The sequence below is a fragment of the Williamsia muralis genome (assembly GCF_002735905.1).
GTDB lineage: Bacteria > Actinomycetota > Actinomycetes > Mycobacteriales > Mycobacteriaceae > Williamsia > Williamsia muralis_A.
Window position 1 is genome coordinate 996,788 of sequence record NZ_PEBD01000010.1, and the last position, 23,614, is coordinate 1,020,401.

Consider the following 23,614-nt stretch of genomic DNA (forward strand, 5'->3'; position numbering starts at 1 on the left):
GTAGTTGATGAGAACCGATCTCACGGCACAAGGTGGCCAGGGGGTGTCGCCGGCTCTCGAGTGGCGAGAACGCAAGCGGTACCTCTGGTTACTCGGCCTGATCCCGCCGACCGCACTGTTTCTCGCGGCCGGTCTGATCGCCGGCTTCAACGCACTCGGATGGAGCGCGGTGTCACCGGTGTGGTGGTGGATCGGACCTCTGCTCGTCTACGGTCTGCTACCCGTCCTCGACATCTTCTTCGGACCGGACGGTCAGAACCCTCCCGAAGAGCTGATGGAGCAACTGGAGAACGACAAGTACTACCGGTATTGCACCTATGTCTACATCCCGTTCCAGTTCGCGAGCCTGATCTTCGCCTGCTACCTGTGGACAACCAGCGATCTGAGCTGGCTGGGTGTCGACGACGGGCTGGGGATCGTCTCCAAGATCGGTGTGGCGCTGTCGATCGGTGTCATGGGCGGCATCGGCATCAACACCGCTCACGAACTGGGCCACAAGAAGGATTCGCTCGAACGCTGGCTCTCGAAGATCACTCTCGCGCAGACGTTCTACGGTCACTTCTACATCGAGCACAACCGGGGCCATCACGTCCGTGTCGCGACGCCAGAGGATCCGGCCAGCGCCAAGTTCGGCGAGACGTTCTGGGCGTTCCTGCCACGCAGCGTCTGGGGTTCGCTCACCTCAGCGTGGAAGCTCGAACGCACCCGGATGAACCGCCTGGAGCACTCTGTCTGGAACATCCGCAACGACGTGCTCAACGCCTGGCTGATGTCAGTGGTGCTCTGGGGCGCGCTGACGGTCGTTTTCGGCTGGGAGATATTGCCGTTCATGGTGATTCAGGCGGTGTACGGGTTCAGCCTGCTCGAGACGGTCAACTACCTCGAGCACTACGGACTGATGCGCCAGAAGCTTCCGAGCGGCCGGTACGTACGCGCGGCACCCGAGCACAGCTGGAACTCCGACCACATCTGCACCAACATCTTCCTCTATCACCTGCAGCGCCACAGCGACCACCACGCCAATCCGACCAGGCGTTACCAGGTTCTGCGGAGCTTCGACGACGCCCCGAACCTGCCCAGCGGCTACGCGAGCATGATCACGCTGGCGTACTTCCCTCCGATCTGGCGCAAGGTGATGGACCACAGGGTGATCGACCACTACGACGGCGACCTCACCAAGCTCAACGTGGTACCCGGCAAACGGGAGAAGGTGCTCGCCCGAGCGGCTGGGAGCAAGCAGCGATGAGCGCGTACCGATGCCCGGTCTGCGACTACGTCTACGACGAGTCGGCCGGGGCGCCGCGTGAGGGTTTCCGGCCGGGCACAGCGTGGAACGACGTGCCGGACGACTGGCCGTGCCCCGATTGCGGGGTCCGCGAGAAGGTCGACTTCGAACCAGCTCCTGGGCGCTGACCGCAACGGCCGAACACCACCGATGACATCGCCACCAACACATCACCACCAAGGACATCACCATGAACTTCAAGCTGTACGTCTGTATGCAATGCGGGTTCGAGTACGACGAGGAAAAGGGTTGGCCTGAAGACGGAATCGCGCCGGGAACTCGCTGGGACGACATCCCGGATGACTGGAGTTGCCCTGACTGCGGTGCTGCGAAGGCTGATTTCTACATGGAGGAGGTAACCAGGTCTTGACCACCGGTGCGGTGGTGCCATTGCGGCCCGGTGTCGCGGTGCGCGTGGGCACGCGCACACGGGCCGACGGGCACACTGCGGCCGACCGATATCCTGACCGCATGTCTGAACCCCATGTCGAGCCGGCGTCGGCACGCCACGCACCACGGGGCACAGCATCAACGGACGTCGGTTCGGTCCCGGCGCCGCAGACCCCCTTCGCACAGGCGAGCAAGAAGCTGTTGCGGGACAGCCTGCTCGACGGGATGCGTGATCTCCTGCGTACCCGCGACTGGTCGGCGGTCACCATGGCCGATGTTGCGGCGGCCTCCGGGGTCAGCAGGCAGACCGTCTACAACGAGTTCCGTTCGCGACAGGGCCTTGCCTCGGCGTACGCGCTGCGGTTGGCCGACGAACTCGTGGACCTGGTGTCAGCTGCGATCCTGGCGCACGAGGGGGAGGCGAAAGTCGCCCTGGCCGAGGGTTTCTCGGACTTCTTCGCGACCGCGGCCGACGACCCACTCATCCAGTCGCTGCTCACCGGGCGGGCGAAACCGGATCTGCTCCGGCTGATCACCACCGATGCTGGGCCGTTGATCACGCAGGCCAGCTCCAGGGTGGTGGGCCTGTTGCAGACGAGCTGGGTCCAGGCAGACGAGACAGCGGCGGTCAGGATCGCCCGTGCCATCGTCCGGATGGCGCTGAGCTATGTGTCGATGCCTCCCGAGGCCGACCGCGACGTCGCAGACGATCTGGCCGAGATCTTCGGGCCGGTGGTGGATGCCGCAGCCGGGGGCCGAGTCGGTTCATCCACCCGTTAGCCTGGTACCCATCATCCAAGTTGGACTTGAGGAGTGGTTAATGACATCGGTCCAGACCGGTTCGCTCACGGCGGACAACCGCAACGGTATCGACTTCAAGGTCGCCGACCTTTCGCTTGCAGAATACGGGCGTAAAGAGATCGGCCTGGCCGAACACGAGATGCCGGGCTTGATGGCACTCCGACGCGAATATGCAGATGTGTTGCCGCTCAAGGGAGCTCGGATCTCCGGGTCTCTCCACATGACCGTGCAGACCGCTGTGCTGATCGAAACTCTGGTGGCTCTCGGCGCCGAAGTGCGTTGGGCCTCCTGCAACATCTTCTCCACCCAGGACGAGGCCGCCGCGGCCATCGTCGTGGGACCTCATGGCACCGTGGACGAGCCCAAGGGCGTCCCCGTGTTCGCGTGGAAGGGCGAGAGCCTCGAGGAGTACTGGTGGGCTGCCGAGCAGATGCTCACCTGGCCCGGCGAACCGGCCAACATGATCCTCGACGATGGCGGCGACGCCACCATGCTGGTGCTGCGCGGCGCTCAGTTCGAGAAGGCCGGGACCGTGCCACCCACCGACGACGACACGGATTCGGCTGAATACAAGGTGTTCCTGGCGCTGCTGCGCGAGCGGTTCGAAACCGACAAGGGCAAGTGGTCGGCGATCGCGGAGTCGGTGCAGGGCGTCACCGAAGAGACCACCACCGGTGTGTTGCGCCTGTACCAGTTCGCCGCCGCCGGCGAGCTGACCTTCCCCGCCATCAATGTCAACGACTCGGTCACCAAGAGCAAGTTCGACAACAAGTACGGCACCCGCCACTCGTTGATCGACGGCATCAACCGCGGCACCGATGTCCTGATCGGCGGCAAGAAGGTGCTGATCTGCGGCTACGGGGACGTGGGCAAGGGCTGCGCCGAGTCACTCGCAGGCCAGGGGGCCCGCGTGCAGGTCACCGAAATCGACCCGATCAATGCCCTGCAGGCGTTGATGGATGGATACGACGTCGTCACGGTCGAGGACGCGATCGGCTCCGCCGACATCATCATCACCTCCACCGGCAACCTCGGCATCATCACCTTCGAGCACATGAGGCAGATGAAGCACCACGCCATCCTCGGCAACATCGGTCACTTCGACAACGAGATCGACATGGCCGGCCTCGAAGCGTCGAAGGACATGACCCGGATCAACATCAAGCCGCAGGTCGACCAGTGGATCTTCCCCGACGGCAAGGCAATCATCGTCCTGTCCGAGGGTCGTCTGCTCAACCTGGGCAACGCCACCGGCCATCCGTCGTTCGTGATGAGCAACAGCTTCTCGAACCAGGTCATCGCCCAGATCGAACTGTGGACCAAGAACGACGAGTACGACAACGAGGTCTACCGGCTGCCGAAGGCCCTCGATGAGAAGGTCGCCAAGATTCACGTCGAAGCGCTCGGCGGCAAGCTCACCAAGCTCACCAAAGAGCAGGCCGAGTACATCAATGTCGACGTCGAAGGGCCGTACAAGCCCGAGCACTACCGGTACTGATCCACATCTGAACAGGTAACGACCACCGAGATGGTGGGTCCAGGGGCATCACTCGGTGATCGCCTCCGGGCCCACCATTTTGTTGTCTGGGCTGTGGTGGCGATCAGCCGGTGATGATCCCGCCGCCTTCTGGTTCGTCGGCGGTGGAGCGCTCGGACAGGCTGGGGCAGAAGCGCCACTGATCCTCTTCGTTCCGGAATGCCCAATGCACCTCGCCTGTCTCGGACTCGATCGTCATCACGCCGTCGATCTTGCCGACGATGCCGCTGACCGTGACGTCCTGGATGTCGATGCGGGCGGTGATCGACCCATTGCGGTCGAAGAGCTGCTGATACCCGGCCACGGACTCGGTTCGTGAGTCCGCGGCGCAGGCCATGTCGTGCAGCCCGATCGCGTCCTGGTCGTTGATGAGCTGAACGCGCCTTTCCGCAGCGGCCTGGACGGCATTTTCCTCGGCCGTACCGTCCAGTCGGCCGGTTGTGGTGACCGGACCCTGGGTGGATGAGGACGGTCCCGCGAACGGGTCGCTGTTGTTGCCGCCGTTGAACGAAAGGACAGCGGCCAACGCCACGGCCAGCACGACCACCACGCCGATGACTCCGGCGACGATCAGTCCGGTGTGTGAACCTCGTCGAGGTGGGGGTGGAGGCGATCCCCATGGGGTCGGCTGTCCGAAAGGCTGGGCCGGCGGGGGAGACGGGTTCCATCGACCGGAAGGTGCGGGCCCCCACTGACCCGGCCGCGGTGCCTGCCATGGACCGTTCTGTCCTGGTCCGTTGCCGGCACCATGCCGGCCGCTCGGTGGGCCGGGCTGTTGTGAGCCGCCTTGACCGGGGTGCTGCTGACCGTGTGTGCCGGGCCGTCCGTACGGCTCCGACGGACCTGGGTCACGCCAGGGCGACGAGCCCGGTGGTGGGTGGGTCAAGGAGTCCTTCCCGAGGACCGCTCAGATTTCTCGGGTCGAGCAGATCAGCCAGTCCCCGGAGCGGTTCTCCATGTCGAAGGTATAGCGATTGGTGTCGAGGTCGGATTGGTTGTCCGGGTCGACGAAGGTCAGTGACACGGTTGCCTGCGCGCTGTCCCCGGTGACATCGATACCGGTGACCGAGTTCAGCTTCATTCCGACGGTGGCGGTGTCCTTGGCCTGGATGTCCTCGATCGTCGCCTCTTCGGCGCCGCAGGTGACCGCGATCGCTGCGTCCCAGTCGCGTGCGGTGAACGCCGTCGTGTACTCGCGCACGGCCGCCTCGATCTGCTCCTCGGCGTCGGCGGTCGACGTCTGCGAACTGTCGGTGGTGTCCGACGACCCGGTGGATTCGGAGGTTGCCGTCGAGCTCGTCGGCGAGGCCTTCGGGTCGTCGTCGTTGCCGCCGAGAACCAGGAACAGCACGACGCCCAGGGCGATCACCACAGCCGCCGCGATCCCGATGCCGATGATCCAGGGCGTTTTCGACGGCTTCGGCCCGGAGGGCGGGCCGTATCCCGGGCCGCCGGGCCCGCCTCCCGGTGGCGGCGGGGTGGCACCGTATGGCTGCTGATACCCGCCGTACTGGCCGGAGTTGTATTCACCCAGGCGGTACTCGCTAGTCGGTTCATACTGCGGTTGTCCAGCGCCGGGCGAGGAGGGTTGTCCCCAACCGGGCTGTTGCCCGGCCTGACCACCCCAGGTGGGTTCACCGGGCTGGCCCCAATTCGGCTGCTGTCCCGGTTGTCCGCCCCACGTCGGTTCGCCCGGGCCGGAACCCCATCGAGGGTCGCCCTGGTTGTCGCCCGAGCCGTAGGGGCCTTGCGGTGGTTGCGTCATCGGGGCCTCCGGGCGAGTTCGTGAGCGGCTGGGTGTCAGCTCGGTGCGCGGTGAATATCGTTTGCGCAGCGGCGGTTTGCTGTGTTCGAACATTACTGGGGATACCGGCACCCACCAACAGGGGAGTCGACCACACGCCGGGTCGTTGCCGACATGTGATGGTGGTGAGAGACGGCTTCTGTGAAATCAAAGATAATGGATGGGCGATTCGTTATCGCTTGGTTGGCACATCTTCCAGCCGGTTTGTTCTCGAGTGAAGTGCGTGAGTTCGGAAGGTCGCGCGGAGATGGCCCCATTCGCGGGCTCGGCGATCGCCAGCGTCACGTGTGCCGTTGCCATCTGGTCGTCTCCGGATCCGATGAACTGGATGTCGGCTATGCGGGTGACACGGACGAGCGCCCCCTGCGAAGGCGGCCCGAGGGCCTCGACGATCTGGCGTGCCACCACGGCCTGTTGATCGCAGTACGTGAGCGAGAGCGCGGCCGGGTCGCGGTGATTGAGCGCGTCGATCTGCTGATGGACCAGTTCGCGGATCTGGCTCTCGTCGCCGGCCGCGGCCGGTCGCAGAGCAAGGGCGGACCACACCAGCGCGATGTTCAGGACGAGAACGATCAGGGCGAGCAGGGCTGCGGTGCGGACGGGTACGTAGTGAGTCGGGTGGGGCAGCGTGAGGCTCATGGCTGACCTCCCTCCACCTGGATCGTCCCGCGTATGTGCGCCTCGGGAACCACCTCAGGTCTCTGGTCGAGAGGCTAGTGACGCGACGACGTGCGGCAGCGGATATAACGGCTGTCGTTGCAGTGTCTTGATCGAGTTGTGATCGCTGGTCGGCGCTTGGCTATAGCGCAACGCCGGGAGATCGTCGCTAGATGGCGATGAGGCGGTCCGCGAGTTCGGGATCTGCTTCGGTGCCCAGGCGCGACCACGGGGACATCCAGCCCATCTCGGCGAGCGCGCGGTAGACGAGCCCGGTGCGCTCCTGGAGCTCATGATCGCGCTCGTAGTGGTCGCGCAGGCGTGAGGCATCCAGCTCGGCGCGCGACTTGGCCCTGTCGATGGCGACATCGGTCGGAACGTCGAGCAGCAGATGATGATCGGGTACCGGCAGCCCGAACCTGCTGAACTCCAGAGTCGTCACCCACTGCACCACTTCGCCATCGGCGTCCTGCCCCAAACGGGCTGCGCTGTAGGCGGCGTTCGACGCCACGTAGCGGTCCAGGATCACGGCGTCGTTGGCAGCCAACAGCTTTCGTAGATACTCCGCGGCGTCGCGGCGATCGAGGGCGAACAGGATTGCCATGGCGTGCACGCTCGAACGCAGATCGCCGTGCTCTCCGTGCAGTGCCTCGGCGGCGATGTCGGCGGTGACGGACTCGCTGTACCTCGGGAACGTCAACGTCTGCACCCGATAACCCTGTGTGGCCCAACGGTTGACGAGTCCGGTGACCAACGTGTGTTTGCCGGCGCCGTCGAGACCTTCCACCGCTATCAATACGCCCACTCCTGCAGGGTAGCCGCGTTCGGCGGCCAAACGCCGCAGCCCGGTGGGATGGGCCGGTCGGCGCGTCAACCACAAATAAGGGCCATTCGGTGACACGATGAGACGATGAAACCCAGGATTCTGGTTGTCGATGATGATGCGGCATTGGCGGAGATGCTCACCATCGTGCTGCGCGGAGAGGGCTTCGAGCCCTTCGTGGTCGGCGACGGCACTCAGGCGCTCACGGCGGTCCGCGAGATCCGGCCGGATCTGGTGCTGCTGGACCTGATGTTGCCTGGGATGAACGGGATCGACGTGTGCCGGGTGCTCCGGGCGGACTCGGGAGTCCCGATCGTGATGCTGACCGCCAAGTCCGACACCGTCGACGTGGTCCTCGGGCTCGAATCCGGTGCCGACGACTACATGATCAAGCCGTTCAAACCCAAAGAACTGGTCGCCCGGGTGCGTGCCCGCCTACGCCGCACCGAGGACGAACCGGCCGAATTGCTCTCGATCGGTCCGGTCGAGATCGACGTTCCCGCGCACAAGGTGACGCGTGAGGGCGTGCCCATCTCGCTGACCCCGCTGGAGTTCGATCTCCTGGTGGCGCTCGCTCGCAAACCCCGTCAGGTATTCACCAGGGACGTGCTGCTCGAGCAGGTGTGGGGCTACCGGCACCCGGCCGACACTAGGCTGGTCAACGTGCACGTACAGCGCCTGCGGGCCAAGGTCGAACACGATCCGGAAAACCCAGAAGTGGTTCTCACGGTGAGGGGGGTCGGCTACAAGGCCGGACCACCGTGATCGGACGCCCTCGGCGCCGCATCAATGGTTCGTTCGGACCGTGGATGCGTCGGGTGGGCGCGGTCGGAAGGATCGTCGGACAGCTGTGGCGGCGTTCGCTGCAGCTGCGTGTTGTCGTGTCCACGCTCGCTCTGTCTTTTGTGGTGCTCCTCATTTTGGCGTTCGTCCTGACCAGTCAGATCACCGATCGGCTGCTCGACCTCAAGTTGCAGGCGGCCACCGAAGAACTCGACCGCACCCGGGTCGCCGTGGAACGCGACCTTTCCGGCGCCGATCCGAACACGTCGCTGGTCAACCGGCTGCGTCAGACCCGGTCGATCCTCACCGACCGCGATGTCGACTCGGGCGATTCATCGGGTGTGGTGGGTACCTTCGACACGGTGTTGCTCGCACCAGGTTCCGGACCCACCGAACCGACAGGCGTCGGCCCGGTGGGCGAGATCCCGGAGAACCTGCGCCAGATGGTGCAGGGCGGCCAGATCGCCTACCGATACTCGTCGGTGACGGGGTCGAGTGGGCACCAGAGTCCCGCGCTCATCATCGGCAGCCCCACGAACTCCGACATCCCCGGCCTCGAGCTGTATCTGGTCTTCCCCCTCACCAATGAGGAGAACACCGTCTCGCTGGTGCGGGGCACGATCTTCACCGGTGGACTCGTTCTGCTCGGGCTTCTCGCGGCCATCGCGATCCTGGTGTCGCGGCAGGTGGTGATCCCGGTTCGATCGGCGTCGAGGATCGCGGTGAGGTTCGCGGACGGACGTCTCAAAGAACGCATGCCGGTGCGCGGCGAGGACGACATGGCCAGGTTGGCGATGTCGTTCAACGACATGGCCGAGAGCCTGTCGAAGCAGATCACCCACCTCGAAGAGTTCGGCGGTCTGCAGCGGCAGTTCACCTCGGATGTCTCCCATGAACTGCGCACCCCGTTGACCACCGTGCGGATGGCCGCCGACGTGCTCTACGAGAGTCGCGAACAGCTCGAGCCGGTCCTCAAGCGTTCGGTGGAACTCCTCGACAAAGAGCTCGATCGATTCGAGACGCTGCTCAGTGAGTTGCTCGAGATCTCCCGCCACGACGCCGGTGTGGCTGAACTCGCCGCCGACAGGCTGAACATGTCGATCCCGATCGATGCCGCGGTGAGGACGGTGCAGCATCTTGCCGACGAGACGGACACCGAACTGATCCTCGATCTCCCCGACGAACCCGTGATCGCGGAGATCGACCCCCGAAGAGTGGAACGTATTCTGCGAAATCTGTTGGCCAACGCCATCGACCACGGCGAACAGCGGCCGGTGACGCTGACGATGCGCAGCGACGGTGATGCCGTCGCCGTGACGGTCCGAGATCAGGGGATCGGTTTACGACCCGGTGAAGAGAAGCTGGTGTTCAACCGATTCTGGCGGTCTGACCCCTCGCGGTTCAGAAGGTCGGGCGGCACCGGCCTCGGTCTGGCCATCAGCGTCGAAGATGCGCGACTGCACCAGGGCCGGCTCGAGGCGTGGGGAGAGCCGGGGCAGGGCGCCTGCTTCAGGCTCACGCTTCCGCTGGTCCGTGGACACAAGGTGCTCGGGAGTCCGCTGCCGCTCAAGCCTCCGTCGATGCGACGCAGCCGGGATTCGGGGCAGACCCATGTCTGAGCGATCGAGGACCCTGCGGACCGGAATCGCACTGGCGGTGATCATCGCTGCCGCCGCCCTGCTGTCGTCGTGCGTGTCGATCCCGAACAACTCCAGTCCGCAGCCCTTGGGGTCGCTCGAACGGCATCAGCCCACCCGAAACGTCCCCACACCGCGCCCGGACATGGACCCCGAGGCCTTGGTCCGCGATTTCCTCAAGGCGTCGGTGCAGCCGGGATCAGGCCATCTCGCGGCACGTCAGTTCCTCACGCAGGAGGCGTCGAACTCCTGGGACGACCAGGGCGGGGCGCTGCTGCTCGACGAGATCAACGTGCTCAGTGACAACCGCACCGACGACACCATCACGGTGCGGGTGAACGGCGAGAACACGGGTGAACTACAGCCCAGCGGCCAATTGATCCCGAGCTCGGGTCGGATCGAGACCCGATTGTCGCTGCGCAAGGTGGACGGGCAGTGGCGCATCGACGGTCCGCTCCCGGTCGGGGTGGTGATGGACCGCGAACAGTTCGAGTCGTCGTACCGGCCGCACGTGCTCTACTACCCGAGCACCGACGACCAGCACTTGGTGGCCGATCCCCGGTGGATGTACTCCGGCGGCGACCAGCTCGCCGACCAGCTCATCGGTCTGCTGATCGCCGGACCGGTCGACGACCTACGGGGCGCTGTCACCAACGAGTTCCCGGCCCGGTCGTCGCTGCACGGCTCGATCGAGTCACTGCCGACGGGCGGGATCAGACTCGATCTCGCCGGGCTCAACGGTGTGGGTGACGCCGAACGTAATCGTCTTGCGGCGCAAATTATCTGGACGCTCACCGAGTCCGACATCACCGGGCCGTACGTGATCGACGCCGATGGCGCACCGCTCGACGAACGACACTCGGGCGGGTGGCAGACCAGCGATGTGGAGTCGCTCGATCCGAGTCCGGCGCCGGACTCACCCATGGGACTGCACATCGTCCGCGGCGGATCGCTGTCTCTGGTGGCCGACAATGCGGTCACACCGGTGCCCGGGGTGCTGGGGTCGACGCGCAGTCTGTTGTCGGCCGACATCTCGGCCAACGGCAGGCGGGTGGCGGTGGTGTCGCAGAATGCGGCACCGGGTCCGGCGCCGCGCCTGGCGCTCGCGGTCGGGGACTACGGCGCCGCCGTCACCCCGGTCCTCGAGGGCGAGATGATCACCCGGCCGTCGTTCGCCGGTGACGACCAGACGATGTGGGCAGTTGTCGACGAAACGCGGGTCACGCAGGTGACCCAGGATGCCGGTGGTGGGCAGATCACCGAGACGGAGGTCGACTCGTCGGCCATCAGGGCGGTCGCCCAGGGGCCGATCACCGAACTGCAGGTGTCGCAGGACGGTGCCAGGGCCGCGATGATCGTGAACGGTCAGGTGGTCCTCGCCGTCATCGAGGACCGGGCCGACGGCAGGCCGGTGCTCACGAACGCGCAGGGCGCCGCGGCGCTCAACATCTCGGGGGCGGTGTCGCTCGACTGGTTGAGCAGCGAGATGCTCGTGATCGCGAGGAATGCTTCAGACGGACCGGTGGTGCAGTTGCGAATCGACGGCACCCCACCTGGGGCCCTGCCGAGCGGCAACCTCAGTCCGCCGGTGACCGCGGTGGTGGCCGGCCAATCGACGATCTACGCCGCGGACAGTCGCGGAGTGCTCAGGCTCGGGAGCACCAACGATGAACCCGACCAGTACTGGAGTGAGGTCACCCCGACGATGGGGTCGGGTGCAATCCCCGTCCTACCTCACTGAGCCCTGCTGTGGACAACCATCGGGCTGTGGACAGCCGCAGCTGACACAGTCGCGCGCCCGTTGTACGAGTATCTGTCGCCGCCATGCTGGCGGCATGGTCAGACGTGTGGTCGATGCCCTCGCCGACCTGGTGGTGCCGCGACTGTGTGGCGGCTGTGGGCGTCCTGGTCTGAACTGGTGTGCGCAGTGCGCATGCCTCCTCGCCGATGCACCCACGGCTGTGCAGACCCGCGTGCCACTCGCGGTGCCGGTCTACGCCGTTGGTCCCTACACCGGGCCGCGCCGCCGGGCGATCCTCGAACTCAAGGAACACGGCCGCGTCGATCTCGCCGCGCCGCTGGGACGGGCGCTCGCCGAAGCACTCCGGATCCTCGATGGTTGGTCGGAGTTGCCGATGGCCACGAGCCTGGTCCTCATCCCGGCTCCGACGAGGAAGCTCTCGGCACGTCGGCGCGGTGGCGATCCTGTGACCGCCATCTGTCGGTCCGCCGCAGCGCACCTGGGGTCGGCGGTGGCGGTCCTCCCGGTCCTGACGACGTCGCCGTGGGCCAGGGATTCGGCCGGACTGTCGGCGTCTGCCCGCAGCGCGAACCTGGCCGGCGCGATAGGCATCGGCGGGCGTGGCCTCCGGGACGTCGTGACCGCGCGGGCCAGCGACACCGCCGTCGTCTTGGTGGATGACGTGGTGACCACCGGAGCTACGGCGGCCGAATCGATCAGAGTTCTCGGTCGAGCAGGAATCGGCGTACATCTGGTGCTGGTGATCGCTGCAGTGTGACGGGGGTTTCGGTGTATGTCATCCGTTGGCGCCGAACATGTTTCGTGGCGCGGGGGCAGGGGTTCTGAAGCCGGGTGGCGCTCCGCCGGAGGTGAACACCTGTTGACGAAACTGTGGCGAACACCTGCCGGGCGGACTAACGTCAGGGGTGCGATCTGATTGCCAGACCCAAGGCCACCGACGGTGGCGACGGGGGGAGGTGATGCCGAACATTCAGACCGGTACCAGGTCGCTTGCGGCCGCGGTACCGGAAGTCCTGTTCACCGATCCAGGAGGTATCGCAAGTGACGACAAGTGTCGGCAGGAATGCCGTTTCCGAATCCAGCGTCGACAACCAAGCGAGTGTCGACCCCGAAGCCGCAGGTGCCCCCGAATCCGCCGCGCACGATCCGTTTGATCCCGGCATATACATACGAACCGAATCCTCTGACGCGCCCTCGCGACCTGATGCCGAAGTCCAGGTCAGTGGCCGCAACGTCGAGATCCCCGACCACTTCCGCATCCATGTGATGGACAAACTCTCCCGGGTTGAACGCTTCGATCCCACGATCTTCCGCTTCGACGTGGAACTGCACCACGAACGCAACCGGCGTCAGTCGAAGATCTGTCAACGACTCGAGATCACCGCACGCGGCAAGGGCCCCGTGGTTCGGGGCGAAGCCTGCGCCGACAACTTCTACGCCGCCCTGGACGCAGCGCTCACCAAGCTGCAATCCCGTCTGCGTCGCACCAAGGACCGGCGCAAGGTCCACCACGGCCTGCGCACCCCGATCTCCGTTGCCGAAGCGACCGCCGCTGCTGATCCGCTCCTGAACGGCAATGCATCCGCACCGGCCGGCGAGGTCGACGACGACCGATGGGCCGACCACAGTCCCGAGGCCGCGGGCCCCGGTCAGATCGTCCGAATCAAGGAACACGACGCGGTTCCGATGACCGTGGACGACGCGCTTTACGAGATGGAACTGGTCGGTCACGACTTCTTCCTGTTCCATGACAAGGAAACCGACAAACCCACGGTCGTGTACCGGCGCCACGCGTTCGATTACGGATTGATCCGTCTGTCCTGACCGTCGAGAGGCACCTGATCTGCCTCGCGTGACCGCGATGGCGCTGACCGTGGCTACCATGGAATCCGACCTGCTCCGAATCTGCAGGTCGGATTTCGTGTGTAGTCAATTGGATCGAGGATAAAACCAGTGCTCAACAAGCTGCTGCGCGTCGGCGAAGGCCGGATGGTCAAACGCCTGGATGCCATCGCTTCGCATGTGGAGACGCTCGACAACGAGACCGAGGCGCTGACCGACGAGCAGCTGCGGGCCAAAACCGATGAGTTCAAGGAGCGCTACGCCGGTGGCGAGACGCTCGATGACCTCTTGCCGGAAGCGTTCGCGGTCGCCCGGGAGGCCGCCTGGCGGGTGCTCTCGCAGAAACACTTCCACGTTCAGATCATGGGCGGCGCCGCCCTGCACTTCGGCAACATCGCCGAGATGAAGACCGGTGAGGGCAAGACCCTCACCTGTGTGCTGCCCGCCTACCTCAATGCGTTGGCCGGCGACGGCGTGCACGTGGTGACCGTCAACGACTACCTCGCCAAACGTGACTCCGAGTGGATGGGCCGCGTGCACCGCTTCCTCGGGCTCGAGACCGCCGTCATCCTGACCGGGATGACGTCTGATCAGCGCCGCGAGGCCTACAACGCCGACATCACCTACGGAACCAACAACGAGTTCGGTTTCGACTATCTCCGCGACAACATGGCCCACTCGTTGAACGACCTGGTGCAGCGCGGGCATCCGTTTGCCATCGTCGACGAGGTCGACTCGATCCTCATCGACGAGGCCAGGACGCCGCTGATCATCTCGGGTCCCGCCGACTCGTCGAGCAAGTGGTACGCCGAGTTCGCCCGCATCGCGCCGCTGCTCAAGAAGGACGTGCACTACGAGGTCGACATCCGTAAGCGCACCATCGGTGTGCACGAGGAGGGCGTCGAGTTCGTCGAGGACCAGCTGGGCATCGACAACCTGTACGAGGCGGCCAACTCGCCGCTGGTGAGCTACTTGAACAATGCGCTCAAGGTCAAAGAGCTGTTCGAGCGTGACAAGGACTACATCGTCCGCAACGGTGAGGTCCTGATCGTCGACGAGTTCACCGGCCGCGTGCTCGAGGGCCGGCGTTTCAACGAGGGTCTGCACCAGGCGATCGAGGCCAAAGAGCGGGTGGAGATCAAGGCCGAGAACCAGACCCTGGCCACCATCACGCTGCAGAACTACTTCCGCATGTACGACAAGTTGTCGGGCATGACGGGTACGGCGCAGACCGAGGCCGCCGAGCTCGACCAGATCTACAAACTCGGTGTGCTGCCCATCCCGACGAACAAGCCGATGGTGCGCGCGGATCAGACGGATCTGATCTACAAGACCGAAGAGGCCAAGTTCGACGCGGTGGTCGACGACATCCTCGAGCGCCACCAGAAGGGCCAGCCGGTCCTGATCGGTACCACCAGCGTCGAGCGGTCCGAGTACCTCGCCCGGCAGCTCAAGAAGCGTGGCGTTCCGCACAACGTGCTCAACGCCAAGTTCCACGAGCAGGAAGCCCAGATCATCGCCGAGGCCGGTCGCAGCGGTGCGGTCACCGTGGCCACCAACATGGCCGGCCGTGGCACCGACGTCGTGCTCGGCGGCAACCCCGACATCCTGGCCGACATCCGCCTGCGCAAGGCGGGGCTGGATCCGGTGGACACTCCCGAGGAGTACGAGGCCGCGTGGGACGAGATGATCGAGCTCGTCAAGAGCGAGGTCGCCGACGACGCGGAGAAGGTTCGGCAGGCCGGCGGGCTCTACGTACTGGGTACCGAGCGGCATGAGTCCCGCCGTATCGACGACCAGCTCCGTGGTCGTTCGGGTCGCCAGGGCGATCCCGGCGAATCCCGTTTCTACCTGTCGCTCGGTGACGAGCTGATGCGCCGATTCAACGGCGCAGCCCTCGAGTCGATCATGAACCGGGTCAACCTCCCGGACGACGTGCCCATCGAGGCCAAGATGGTCACCAAGGCCATTCGCAGCGCACAGACCCAGGTCGAGCAGCAGAACTTCGAGGTCCGTAAGAACGTCCTCAAGTACGACGAGGTGATGAACCAGCAGCGCAAGGTGATCTACGCCGAGCGTCGCACCATTCTCGAGGGCGAAGACCACCGCGAGCAGGTCCAGCGCATGATCGACGACGTCGTCGGCGCCTATGTCGATGCCGCCACGGCCGAGGGTTACGTCGAGGACTGGGACTTCGAGCAGCTGTGGACCGCGATCAAGACGCTGTACCCGATCGAGATCGACTACAAGGAACTGGTCGAGGAGAACGAGTTCGGCGAGCGCAAGGAGATCAGCGCGCAGGAACTGCGGGACATGCTGATCGCCGACGCCCATGCTGCGTACGAGAAGCGTGAGAAGGAGATCGAGTCGATCGCCGGCGAGAACGCGATGCGCCAGCTCGAGCGGACCATCCTGCTCAGTGTCCTCGACCGCAAGTGGCGTGACCACCTTTACGAGATGGACTACCTGCGCGAAGGTATCCACCTGCGCTCGATGGCGCAGCGTGACCCCGTGGTCGAGTACCAGCGCGAGGGCTACGACATGTTCACCGGCATGCTCGAAGGCCTCAAAGAGGAGTCGATCGGCTTCCTGTTCAACGTGGCTGTCGAGGCGACACCCGCACAACCTGCCGCTGCAGCTGCACCAGCTGCCCCCGCCGCGCCTGCTGCCCCCACGCCGCCGGCCCCCTTGCCGACCGAACAGCCGGTCCCGGCGCGTAAGCCTGCTCCGGCTGCTCTGCGCGCCAAGGGGATCGACGACTCGGGCGATGCCGCACTGACGTACAGCGGTCCGTCGGAGACCGGCGGCACAGCAGTCCGCCAGACCGGTTCGTCGAACGGCCAGGCGTCCGGTACCCGCAAGGAGCGGCGCGCCGCCGCACGCGCGGGCACCAAGACGGGTGGGCCCAAGCCGGCCAAATCGCGCAAGAAACGGTGACACGGGCGGCGATCTGGGGTCGCCGTCAGCGTCACCTCTCGGGACAACGGAACCCGGATACCGCAGGGCACGTCGTACTGCTGGTATCCGGGTTCCCCGGTTTACCGGGCCGGCCACCAGTGCCGGTCGTGTGCCGATGGGTCCGGGGGGACCATGACAACAACAACGCTCGGGCCGGCCACGGAGCTCGCCCCGATCTCAGAATCGAGCTCACCCGCACAAGAGGGTCCGTTTGGATGTTCCCGGCCGACAGGGCAGTCCCATTCGTCCGTCGCAGAGGTCGTGGATCGCGCTGGTTTTCGGGTGACTGCTGCACCGCGATACGAACCGGAACCGGTTGATCCGAGTCAGCCGCGGGTCATCACACTCGGCCGGTCGGCTCCGCTCCGTCGGTCTCCGCTACCCGTGGTGCCTGATGGTGTGGACCTCGAGATGCGGCAATTCGCCATCGGGGCAATCAAACTCGTGCTCGAGGTGATGAACCGCCGCCGTCCCGTGACGCAGTTGTCGGCAGTGGCGATCCCGCATATCGCCGACCAGTTCCGCACGCTGCTGTCCACGGGATCCGACCGGGGTGGCCCGCCTGCGGCGTTGCTGCGCCTGCATACGCAGAGCATCCGGCCGGACGTCGCCGAGATCACCGTCGTCTACGGACGGGGCCACAGAGTGTTCGCGATGGGCGCTCGTGTTGAGCGCCGCCGGGTGGTGATGCGCGCAGCCGAACCCGGGGGAGCACGCCGGCGAACGCAGCGCTGTCTCCTGACCGCGGTGACCGTCGGATGATCGGCGACCATGCGCTCGCCTGCCACGACGCCGCAACGCCGGCGTGGCCGACAGGTGGGCCCCTTCGGCCACCGACGGCTAGCATCGAACTGTGAATCGGCTGTCGCCCCAGGACTCGATGTACTACTACCTCGATGAGCGCGGCACCACCACGCAGGTCGGATCGCTCCTGATCCTGGAACGGCGCCCTGGAGGACTGGACTACGCGAGTCTGCTGACGACGGTCGAGTGCCGCCTTCAACTGGTACCGCGATATCGGCAGAAGATCCGCGAGGTCACGCTGGGGTTGGCGCGGCCGGTATGGGTCGACGACCGCGACTTCGACATCACCTATCACGTGCGACGCTCGGCGCTGCCGAGTCCCGGCGCCGACGATCAGCTGCACGATCTCGTCGCGCGCCTGATGTCGCGACCGCTCGAGCGCAGTCGGCCGCTCTGGGAGATGTACCTCGTGGAGGGCCTCGCGGACAACCGGATGGCCATCCTCACCAAGACCCACCGGGCGCTGGTCGACGGGCACGAAGCGCTCGAGATCAATCAGGTCATCGTCGACGACACGCGCGAACCCGCCCAGATGCCCGAAGACCTCTGGCTTCCGGACCGCGAGCCGAGCAACAGCGAGCTGGTGGTCGGGGCGATCACCGACGTCATCACCCGGCCCTGGGAGATGGTCGACCAGGTGCGAGCCGCCACCAACCAGGTGACCTGGGTGGGCCAGGCCGTAACGGCGACGGCCCGCAGGGTGGAGACGGTGATGAAGATGGCGGCCAGCACCGCCCCCGCGAGTCCACTCAACGGTGCGACGGCGCCCACCCGTCGTTTCACGGTCGCCTCGTTCGCGGTCGAGGACTGCGTGGACATCGCCGAGCGGTACAGCTGCCAACCCAACGACGTGATCCTCGCCGCCATCGCGGGGGCCATCCGGCGGTGGCTGCTCTCCCGCGAGCAAGCGGTGGACCAGGTCGAGACGATCCGCGCGATGGTCCCTCTCTCGGCGTACCCGGTCGACAACGACGCGGCGGAGTCCGACGCCGACCTCGAGGCCCGTGGCATGGCCACATCGGCCGAATGGATGGCAGGCGGTCTACACGGTTTTGTCACCGATCTCCCTGTGGGAGAAGCAAATCCGGCAGTGCGTCTCTCGCAGGTCGCGCAGCTTGCCGAACGGTACTCGCAGTCGGGCCGGCGGGGGTCGGTGGGCGTGGAGCCCTGGATGCCCGAGATCGGACCGGCGACCTTCCATGCGATGAGCGCGCGCGCGACAGCTTCGCTGTCGCGACGGTCGTTCAATCTGCCCATCACGATCGCCCGGGGTCCGAGAGCCGCGCAGTACCTCGGTGGCAACGAGATCCTGGCCATCTACCCGGTTCCGGTGCTGGTGCGCAACCGCGCCCTGGCCGTCGGCCTCACGTCGTACAACGGCCGGATCTACTTCGGCCTCAATGCCGATCGCGGTGTGATGTGGGACCTGGGTGCCATGGCGGAGTACCTCACCGACTCGTTCGACGAATTGCTTTCCGGTGCGCGCTGAGCCGGTGCCGGCCCCTCGAGAAAGGTCACATGAGAATCTATTTGCCCGCCACATTGTCGATGCTGTTCGAACTCAACCAGTCCGGTGAGTTCCGGCCGGTCGGCGGTACGGCTTTCGCGCTGACCCCGGCGCTCCGGGAGGCGTATCACGATGGTGACGACGAGGAACTCGCCGAAGCGGCCATTCGCGAAGCAGCCAGGGCGTCGCTGCGGTTGCTGGCAGCAGAGGACGACGACCGGTCCGACGAGGACGGACAGGCCCAGCTACCTGCCCGGCGTGTGGTGATCGCCGCCGACGTCGACGAGGTGAAGCTGCGGCCCGACCTTGATGTCGCGGTGGTCAAGGTTCCCCCGGTGGTGGACCGCTCGGCGATCGCATCGGTTCTCATCGACGGTGGTGATGCCGAGGGCAAGGTGGTCCGAGCTGTGGGGATGGTGGATTCGGCCGACCTCGGCGACGAGGACTCCGAGCTGGCGATCGGCGACGTCGAGGATTTCGACTTGGGTTGGTATGCAACGCAAGAGCTTCCGTTCCTCTTGGAGCTGCTCTAGGCGCGCTTGCGCCGACCTCCCTCTGCGGCTGTTCTACGCGTAACCTACGGTTGCGTAAGTTTGCGCCCGAGAATTGACGGCGGCAGTTGAATGGAGGCAATCAGATGGGTTGGCGAGAACGTTTCGAGGCACCCGTGCGGGGCATCGCCAGCAGCAACCGGGCGGCCAACAGTGTGCGGGCGGTGGCGGCGAGGATCACCACCCCGTTGTTGCCGGACGACTATCTGCACCTCGCGAATCCACTGTGGTCGGCGCGTGAGCTGCGCGGCAAGATCGTGGAGGTCCGGCCGGAGACCTCGGACTCTGCCACCATCGTCATCAAACCGGGGTGGGGGTTCTCGTTCGATTACCTTCCGGGCCAGTACATGGGGATCGGGGTACTCGTCGAGGGGCGCTGGACCTGGCGTTCGTATTCTCTGACATCGGTGCCGCAGACCTCGGGAGGTGCCCGTGGTCGGGTGGTCACGATCACCGTGAAGGCGATGGCCGAGGGTTTCCTCTCCGGACACCTGGTTCGGGGTCTGGCACCGGGCACCGTGGTCCGGCTCGCACCGCCTCAGGGTGAGTTCGTCCTTCCCGCCGACCTCCCCGAGAAGCTGCTGTTCGTGACGGCCGGCAGCGGCATCACCCCGATCATGTCGATGCTGCGCACGATGGAGTCGCGCCATCAGCACACCGATGTGCGACTGATCCATTCGGTGCCGACGGCGGATGACCTGATGTTCGGCTCGGAACTCGAAGCGATGCAGGAGGGCGGGCTGCTCGACGCCCACATCCAGTTCACCCGCAGCGAGGGCAAGGTGGACATCGAGCGTCTCGACGATCTGTGCCCGGATTGGGCGTCTCGCCAGACCTGGGCCTGTGGTCCGGCCGCGCTGCTGGATTCGTTGACCCACAAGTGGACCCAGGCGGGGCTGCGGGACCACCTGCACATCGAGCGGTTCGCGTTGGAGCGTGGCGAGGTCGGTGCCGAGGGCGGCACGGTGACCTTTTCTCGTACCGGTAAGACGGCGACCGTGGACGGTGCCACCACACTGATGACGGCCGGTGAGGATGCCGGCGTGCAGATGCCGTTCGGCTGCCGGATGGGTATCTGCCAGAGCTGTGTGGTGATGCTCGAGAAAGGCTGCGTGCGAGATCTGCGCAGCGGCGCCGAACACGTAGAGGGAGAACGTATTCAGACCTGCGTCAGCGTCTCGGCAGGGGATTGCACTCTCGAGGTCTGACACACCGACCCCCGATGATGTGCTGTTCTGGCGGAACTCACCTGGAGGTTTGTTCGCCAGAAGGGCACATCATCGGGGGTCGGGACGTGTAGCGGGCCTCTAGCGTGCGGAGCCGGTCCGGCTGGAGGTGCTGCTGCGACGGCTGCCACCCTGGCCGGTGTGGCCGCGGGTACGGCCGTTCTCTGCGCGGCCGCCTTCGGATCGTGCGCTCTGTCCACGGCCACGACCCTCATACGGCGCGGAGCCGTTGGCGGTGGGGCGAGGACGACGCGAGCCGGTCGAGCGGCTGCCTGGCGCCTTGGCGGTCCGGTTCGGGACGTTGCTCACGGCGGGCGGCGCAACCAGGTCGGCCGGTTCGCCGACCAGCGTCTTGAGCTGCTCGGAGTCGGCGGTCACCCGGATCGGGGTGGCCTTGATCGCGGCCTTGCGCAGCAGCTGTGACATGTCGCGACGCTGTTCAGGAAGGGTCAGGGTCACCACGTCGCCGGCACTGCCCGCCCGAGCTGTGCGGCCCGAACGGTGGAGGTATGCCTTGTGCTCGGTGGGCGGATCCACGTGCACAACCAATTCGACGTCGTCGACGTGCACGCCGCGTGCCGCGACGTCGGTGGCGACGAGCACACGGGCCTTGCCGCTGGAGAAGGCGAGCAGGTTGCGATCGCGGGCGCCCTGCGACAGGTTGCCGTGTAGGTCGACACTGGGGATGCCGGCGTCGGTCAGCTGCTTGGCGAGCTTGCGGGCCTGATGCTTGGTGCGCATGAACAGGATCCGGCGACCACGCCCTGAGGCGAGTGCGAAGACGACGCCCTTCTTGGAGTCCTGTCCGGAGACTTCGAAGATGTGGTGGGTCATCGCGGAGACGTGCGAGGTGGCCTCGTCGACCGAGTGCATGACCGGCTGGTTCAGGAAACGCTTGACCAGCTTGTCGACACCGTTGTCGAGGGTGGCCGAGAACAGCAGTCGCTGTCCGCCTTCGGGCGTGGCGGTCAGGATACGTGTGACGCCGGGGAGGAAACCGAGGTCGGCCATGTGGTCTGCCTCGTCGAGGATGGAGATCTCGACGCGGTCCAGACGCACCAGACGCTGGCGCATGAGGTCTTCGAGGCGGCCCGGGCAGGCCACGACGATGTCCACTCCGGCGCGCAACGCGGAGGCCTGACGGCCCTGCGGTACGCCACCGAAGATGGTCGTCACGGTGAGTCCGAGGGCCGAGGCCATCGGCTGCACGACAGCGGTGATCTGGGTCGCCAGTTCGCGGGTGGGCGCCAGGATCAATCCGCGGGGGCGGCCGGCTCCTGCGGGGCTTCCGGCAGACAGACGGGCGACCAGCGGGATGGCGAAAGCGAGGGTCTTGCCACTACCGGTCTTTCCGCGACCGAGTACATCGCGGCCGGCGAGACTGTCGGGCAGCGTGTCGGCCTGGATGGGGAACGGGGCGGTGATGCCGCCGGCGGTGAGCACCTTGACCAGGCGCGGGGGAACGCCGAGGTCGGCGAAAGTCGTTGAGGCAGGACTGGATACAGAAGTCATCAAAAAATCACGTTTTCCGTGTTACGCGGTGCTCCGAGCTCGATTCACCGCTGGTTGGCGCGACTGCCGCTGATCAGGGCCGAATACCTCGGCCACCATTCGGTGGGCAGTAACGATCGCCGTGTGAAAGCTCGGTGGGGTTGATCAACTCGCACATGATGCGCATCGAATCTCTTCGGGTGCGACGGTGCGAGGAAGCAGTTCCACGACGGTTCCGCGCATATGGCGCGGAGTACCCGTCAACTATAGCCCGCCGTCGCCGCGTTCTGGGTATTTGCGCCTGCGTGACCTGAGTCTCACCGCACTGGACAGCCTCGGGATCGGAACCTACGATTGCGTAAGTTACGTTCCCGTAGGTTGCTCTCTCGATCCGGTTCGGCCTCCCCCAATCCTCGAGAAGAGAGGTTTGATTCAGATGGCAATAGCTGACATTCCCGAATATGCCCACCTGACCGACGCCGACGTCGAAGCCCTCGGCGCGGAACTCGACGCGATCCGCCGCGACGTCGAATCCGTCCGTGGCGAGAAGGATGCCAAGTACCTCCGCAACACCATTCGCTTCCAGCGCGGTATGGAGCTGACGGGCCGTGCGTTGCTGTTCGGCGCCCGCGATCGCAAGCTGTGGGCACTCGGTGCCGGCGCCCTGGGCGTCTCCAAGATCGTCGAGAACATGGAACTCGGCCACAACGTGATGCACGGTCAATGGGACTGGATGAACGATCCGGAAGTGCATTCGACCAGCTGGGAATGGGACAACACCGGTCCATCCGCCCACTGGAAGCACACGCATAACTTCATCCATCACAAGTACACAAACGTGCTGGGGATGGACGACGACGTGGGCTACGGATTGATCCGTGTGACCCGGGATCAGCGGTGGAAGCCGTTCAACCTGGGCAACCTGGCCTACAACACGCTCCTCATGCTTTTCTTCCAGTACGGCGTCGCGGTCCAGCACCTCGAACTCGGCCGGGTCGCCGCGGGCAAACACCCCAACCCCGACGAGTTCAAGAAGGACCTCAAGGACGTCGGCATCAAGGTGGGCCGGCAGATCAGCAAGGATTACGTCGTCTACCCGGCGCTGGCCGGTGCGGCCAACCGCTCGTGGACGAGCTGGGGACGGGCGATGACCGCCACGCTCGCCGGAAACACCATCCGCAACATCTGGACCAACGCAGTGATCTTCTGTGGTCACTTTCCCGACGGGGCGGAGAAGTTCACCAAGCAGGACATGGAGAACGAGACCCAGGCGCAGTGGTACTTGCGGCAGATGCTGGGCAGCGCCAACTTCCATGCGGGCAAGCCCCTCGCGTTCATGAGCGGCAATCTTTGTTACCAGATCGAGCACCACCTGTTCCCCGATCTGCCGAGCAACCGGCTCGCGGAGATCTCCGTTCGCGTTCGCGAACTGTGCGAGAAGTACGACCTGCCGTACACCACGGGCCCGTTCCTGGTGCAGTACGCGAAGTCGTGGCGCACCATCGCCAAGCTGTCGCTACCGAACAAGTACCTCAAGGCGACCACCGACGACGCACCTGAAACGGCGTCCGAACGGCGCTTCAAGTCGCATCCCGAGCAGCGACTCGTCGCCGAGATCGACCCGGCGACAGGCCGCCGCCGTGGATTGCGCAGTGCGATCAACAGTCTTCGCGGTCGCCGTTCATCGGTGATCTCCATCCGTAAACGCACTCAGACCGACGGCGTCAGGGCTGCCTGAACGTTCCGGGTCGCCCCC

The 23,614-nt window shown here is 65.5% G+C and carries 21 protein-coding genes; 16 read left to right on the plus strand and 5 right to left on the minus strand.

The features are described 5' to 3' along the window. Positions 1-7 precede the first annotated feature (7 nt). The 5 genes from CSW57_RS18145 to ahcY all read left to right on the plus strand — a co-directional run bounded on the left by CSW57_RS18145 (position 8) and on the right by ahcY (position 3,974). Positions 8-1,246 carry an alkane 1-monooxygenase gene (locus CSW57_RS18145; RefSeq protein WP_099383997.1) on the plus strand — a complete coding sequence of 413 codons (1,239 nt, stop codon included), beginning with the start codon at positions 8-10 and terminating at the stop codon, positions 1,244-1,246. Further along, positions 1,243-1,413 carry a rubredoxin gene (locus CSW57_RS18150; RefSeq protein WP_023955903.1) on the plus strand — a complete coding sequence of 57 codons (171 nt, stop codon included), beginning with the start codon at positions 1,243-1,245 and terminating at the stop codon, positions 1,411-1,413. The genes CSW57_RS18145 and CSW57_RS18150 overlap by 4 nt, the downstream gene beginning before the upstream one ends. A 62-nt stretch (positions 1,414-1,475) precedes the next feature. Next, the gene (locus CSW57_RS18155) at positions 1,476-1,655 is read left to right on the plus strand and encodes a rubredoxin (protein ID WP_084835458.1); all 180 of its coding nucleotides are present in this window, start codon (positions 1,476-1,478) and stop codon (positions 1,653-1,655) included. 101 nt (positions 1,656-1,756) lie between these two features. Next, positions 1,757-2,455 (plus strand): TetR/AcrR family transcriptional regulator, encoded by a 699-nt coding sequence (locus tag CSW57_RS18160; RefSeq protein WP_099384587.1) that lies wholly within the window; start codon positions 1,757-1,759, stop codon positions 2,453-2,455. A 40-nt stretch (positions 2,456-2,495) separates the two neighbouring features. Continuing rightward, entirely contained in the window at positions 2,496-3,974 is a 1,479-nt protein-coding gene (gene ahcY, locus CSW57_RS18165) for an adenosylhomocysteinase (RefSeq protein ID WP_023955902.1), read from the plus strand. A 103-nt stretch (positions 3,975-4,077) separates the two neighbouring features. Here the strand turns inward: ahcY and CSW57_RS18170 are convergent, their stop codons facing one another. The 4 genes from CSW57_RS18170 to CSW57_RS18185 form a co-directional block, all read right to left on the minus strand. Then, a complete protein-coding gene (locus CSW57_RS18170; protein WP_099383998.1) occupies positions 4,078-4,563 on the minus strand; it encodes a hypothetical protein in 486 nt (161 codons plus the stop codon). Between the two features lie 357 nt (positions 4,564-4,920). Further along, positions 4,921-5,778, minus strand: coding sequence for an Rv0361 family membrane protein (locus tag CSW57_RS18175; protein WP_143696575.1), 858 nt, complete (start codon positions 5,776-5,778; stop codon positions 4,921-4,923). A 186-nt stretch (positions 5,779-5,964) separates the two neighbouring features. Continuing rightward, the gene (locus tag CSW57_RS18180; protein WP_099384000.1) at positions 5,965-6,456 is read right to left on the minus strand and encodes an Rv0361 family membrane protein; all 492 of its coding nucleotides are present in this window, start codon (positions 6,454-6,456) and stop codon (positions 5,965-5,967) included. Between the two features lie 187 nt (positions 6,457-6,643). Then, entirely contained in the window at positions 6,644-7,279 is a 636-nt protein-coding gene (locus CSW57_RS18185; RefSeq protein ID WP_099384001.1) for a dTMP kinase, read from the minus strand. Between the two features lie 105 nt (positions 7,280-7,384). Here CSW57_RS18185 and mtrA point away from each other — a divergent pair, with 105 nt between their 5' ends. The 10 genes from mtrA to CSW57_RS18235 all read left to right on the plus strand — a co-directional run bounded on the left by mtrA (position 7,385) and on the right by CSW57_RS18235 (position 20,349). Next, entirely contained in the window at positions 7,385-8,062 is a 678-nt protein-coding gene (mtrA, locus tag CSW57_RS18190) for an MtrAB system response regulator MtrA (RefSeq protein ID WP_023955897.1), read from the plus strand. Continuing rightward, the gene (gene mtrB, locus CSW57_RS18195; protein ID WP_099384002.1) at positions 8,059-9,699 is read left to right on the plus strand and encodes an MtrAB system histidine kinase MtrB; all 1,641 of its coding nucleotides are present in this window, start codon (positions 8,059-8,061) and stop codon (positions 9,697-9,699) included. The genes mtrA and mtrB overlap by 4 nt, the downstream gene beginning before the upstream one ends. After that, the gene (gene lpqB / locus CSW57_RS18200) at positions 9,692-11,458 is read left to right on the plus strand and encodes an MtrAB system accessory lipoprotein LpqB (RefSeq protein WP_099384003.1); all 1,767 of its coding nucleotides are present in this window, start codon (positions 9,692-9,694) and stop codon (positions 11,456-11,458) included. Before mtrB ends, lpqB begins: the two co-directional genes overlap by 8 nt. A 94-nt stretch (positions 11,459-11,552) precedes the next feature. Then, entirely contained in the window at positions 11,553-12,236 is a 684-nt protein-coding gene (locus tag CSW57_RS18205) for a ComF family protein (RefSeq protein WP_099384004.1), read from the plus strand. 284 nt (positions 12,237-12,520) lie between these two features. Then, on the plus strand, positions 12,521-13,303 hold the full coding sequence (gene hpf / locus CSW57_RS18210) for a ribosome hibernation-promoting factor, HPF/YfiA family (protein WP_099384005.1): 783 nt from the start codon (positions 12,521-12,523) through the stop codon (positions 13,301-13,303). Positions 13,304-13,432: 129 nt separating this feature from the next. Continuing rightward, the gene (secA, locus tag CSW57_RS18215; RefSeq protein ID WP_099384006.1) at positions 13,433-16,258 is read left to right on the plus strand and encodes a preprotein translocase subunit SecA; all 2,826 of its coding nucleotides are present in this window, start codon (positions 13,433-13,435) and stop codon (positions 16,256-16,258) included. A 408-nt stretch (positions 16,259-16,666) separates the two neighbouring features. Continuing rightward, positions 16,667-17,041 carry an Rv3235 family protein gene (locus CSW57_RS18220; protein ID WP_143696576.1) on the plus strand — a complete coding sequence of 125 codons (375 nt, stop codon included), beginning with the start codon at positions 16,667-16,669 and terminating at the stop codon, positions 17,039-17,041. A 91-nt stretch (positions 17,042-17,132) separates the two neighbouring features. Continuing rightward, positions 17,133-18,572 carry a WS/DGAT/MGAT family O-acyltransferase gene (locus CSW57_RS18225; RefSeq protein ID WP_223249334.1) on the plus strand — a complete coding sequence of 480 codons (1,440 nt, stop codon included), beginning with the start codon at positions 17,133-17,135 and terminating at the stop codon, positions 18,570-18,572. 29 nt (positions 18,573-18,601) lie between these two features. Then, positions 18,602-19,123 (plus strand): DUF6912 family protein, encoded by a 522-nt coding sequence (locus CSW57_RS18230; RefSeq protein ID WP_099384008.1) that lies wholly within the window; start codon positions 18,602-18,604, stop codon positions 19,121-19,123. A 104-nt stretch (positions 19,124-19,227) separates the two neighbouring features. Further along, entirely contained in the window at positions 19,228-20,349 is a 1,122-nt protein-coding gene (locus tag CSW57_RS18235) for a ferredoxin reductase (protein ID WP_099384009.1), read from the plus strand. A 99-nt stretch (positions 20,350-20,448) separates the two neighbouring features. On the opposite strand, the gene CSW57_RS18240 is transcribed toward CSW57_RS18235, so the two are convergent. Then, positions 20,449-21,879, minus strand: coding sequence for a DEAD/DEAH box helicase (locus CSW57_RS18240; protein WP_099384010.1), 1,431 nt, complete (start codon positions 21,877-21,879; stop codon positions 20,449-20,451). 415 nt (positions 21,880-22,294) lie between these two features. Between CSW57_RS18240 and CSW57_RS18245 the strand changes: the two genes are divergently transcribed. Further along, positions 22,295-23,596 carry a fatty acid desaturase family protein gene (locus CSW57_RS18245; RefSeq protein WP_099384011.1) on the plus strand — a complete coding sequence of 434 codons (1,302 nt, stop codon included), beginning with the start codon at positions 22,295-22,297 and terminating at the stop codon, positions 23,594-23,596. The last annotated feature ends 18 nt before the right edge of the window (positions 23,597-23,614 follow it).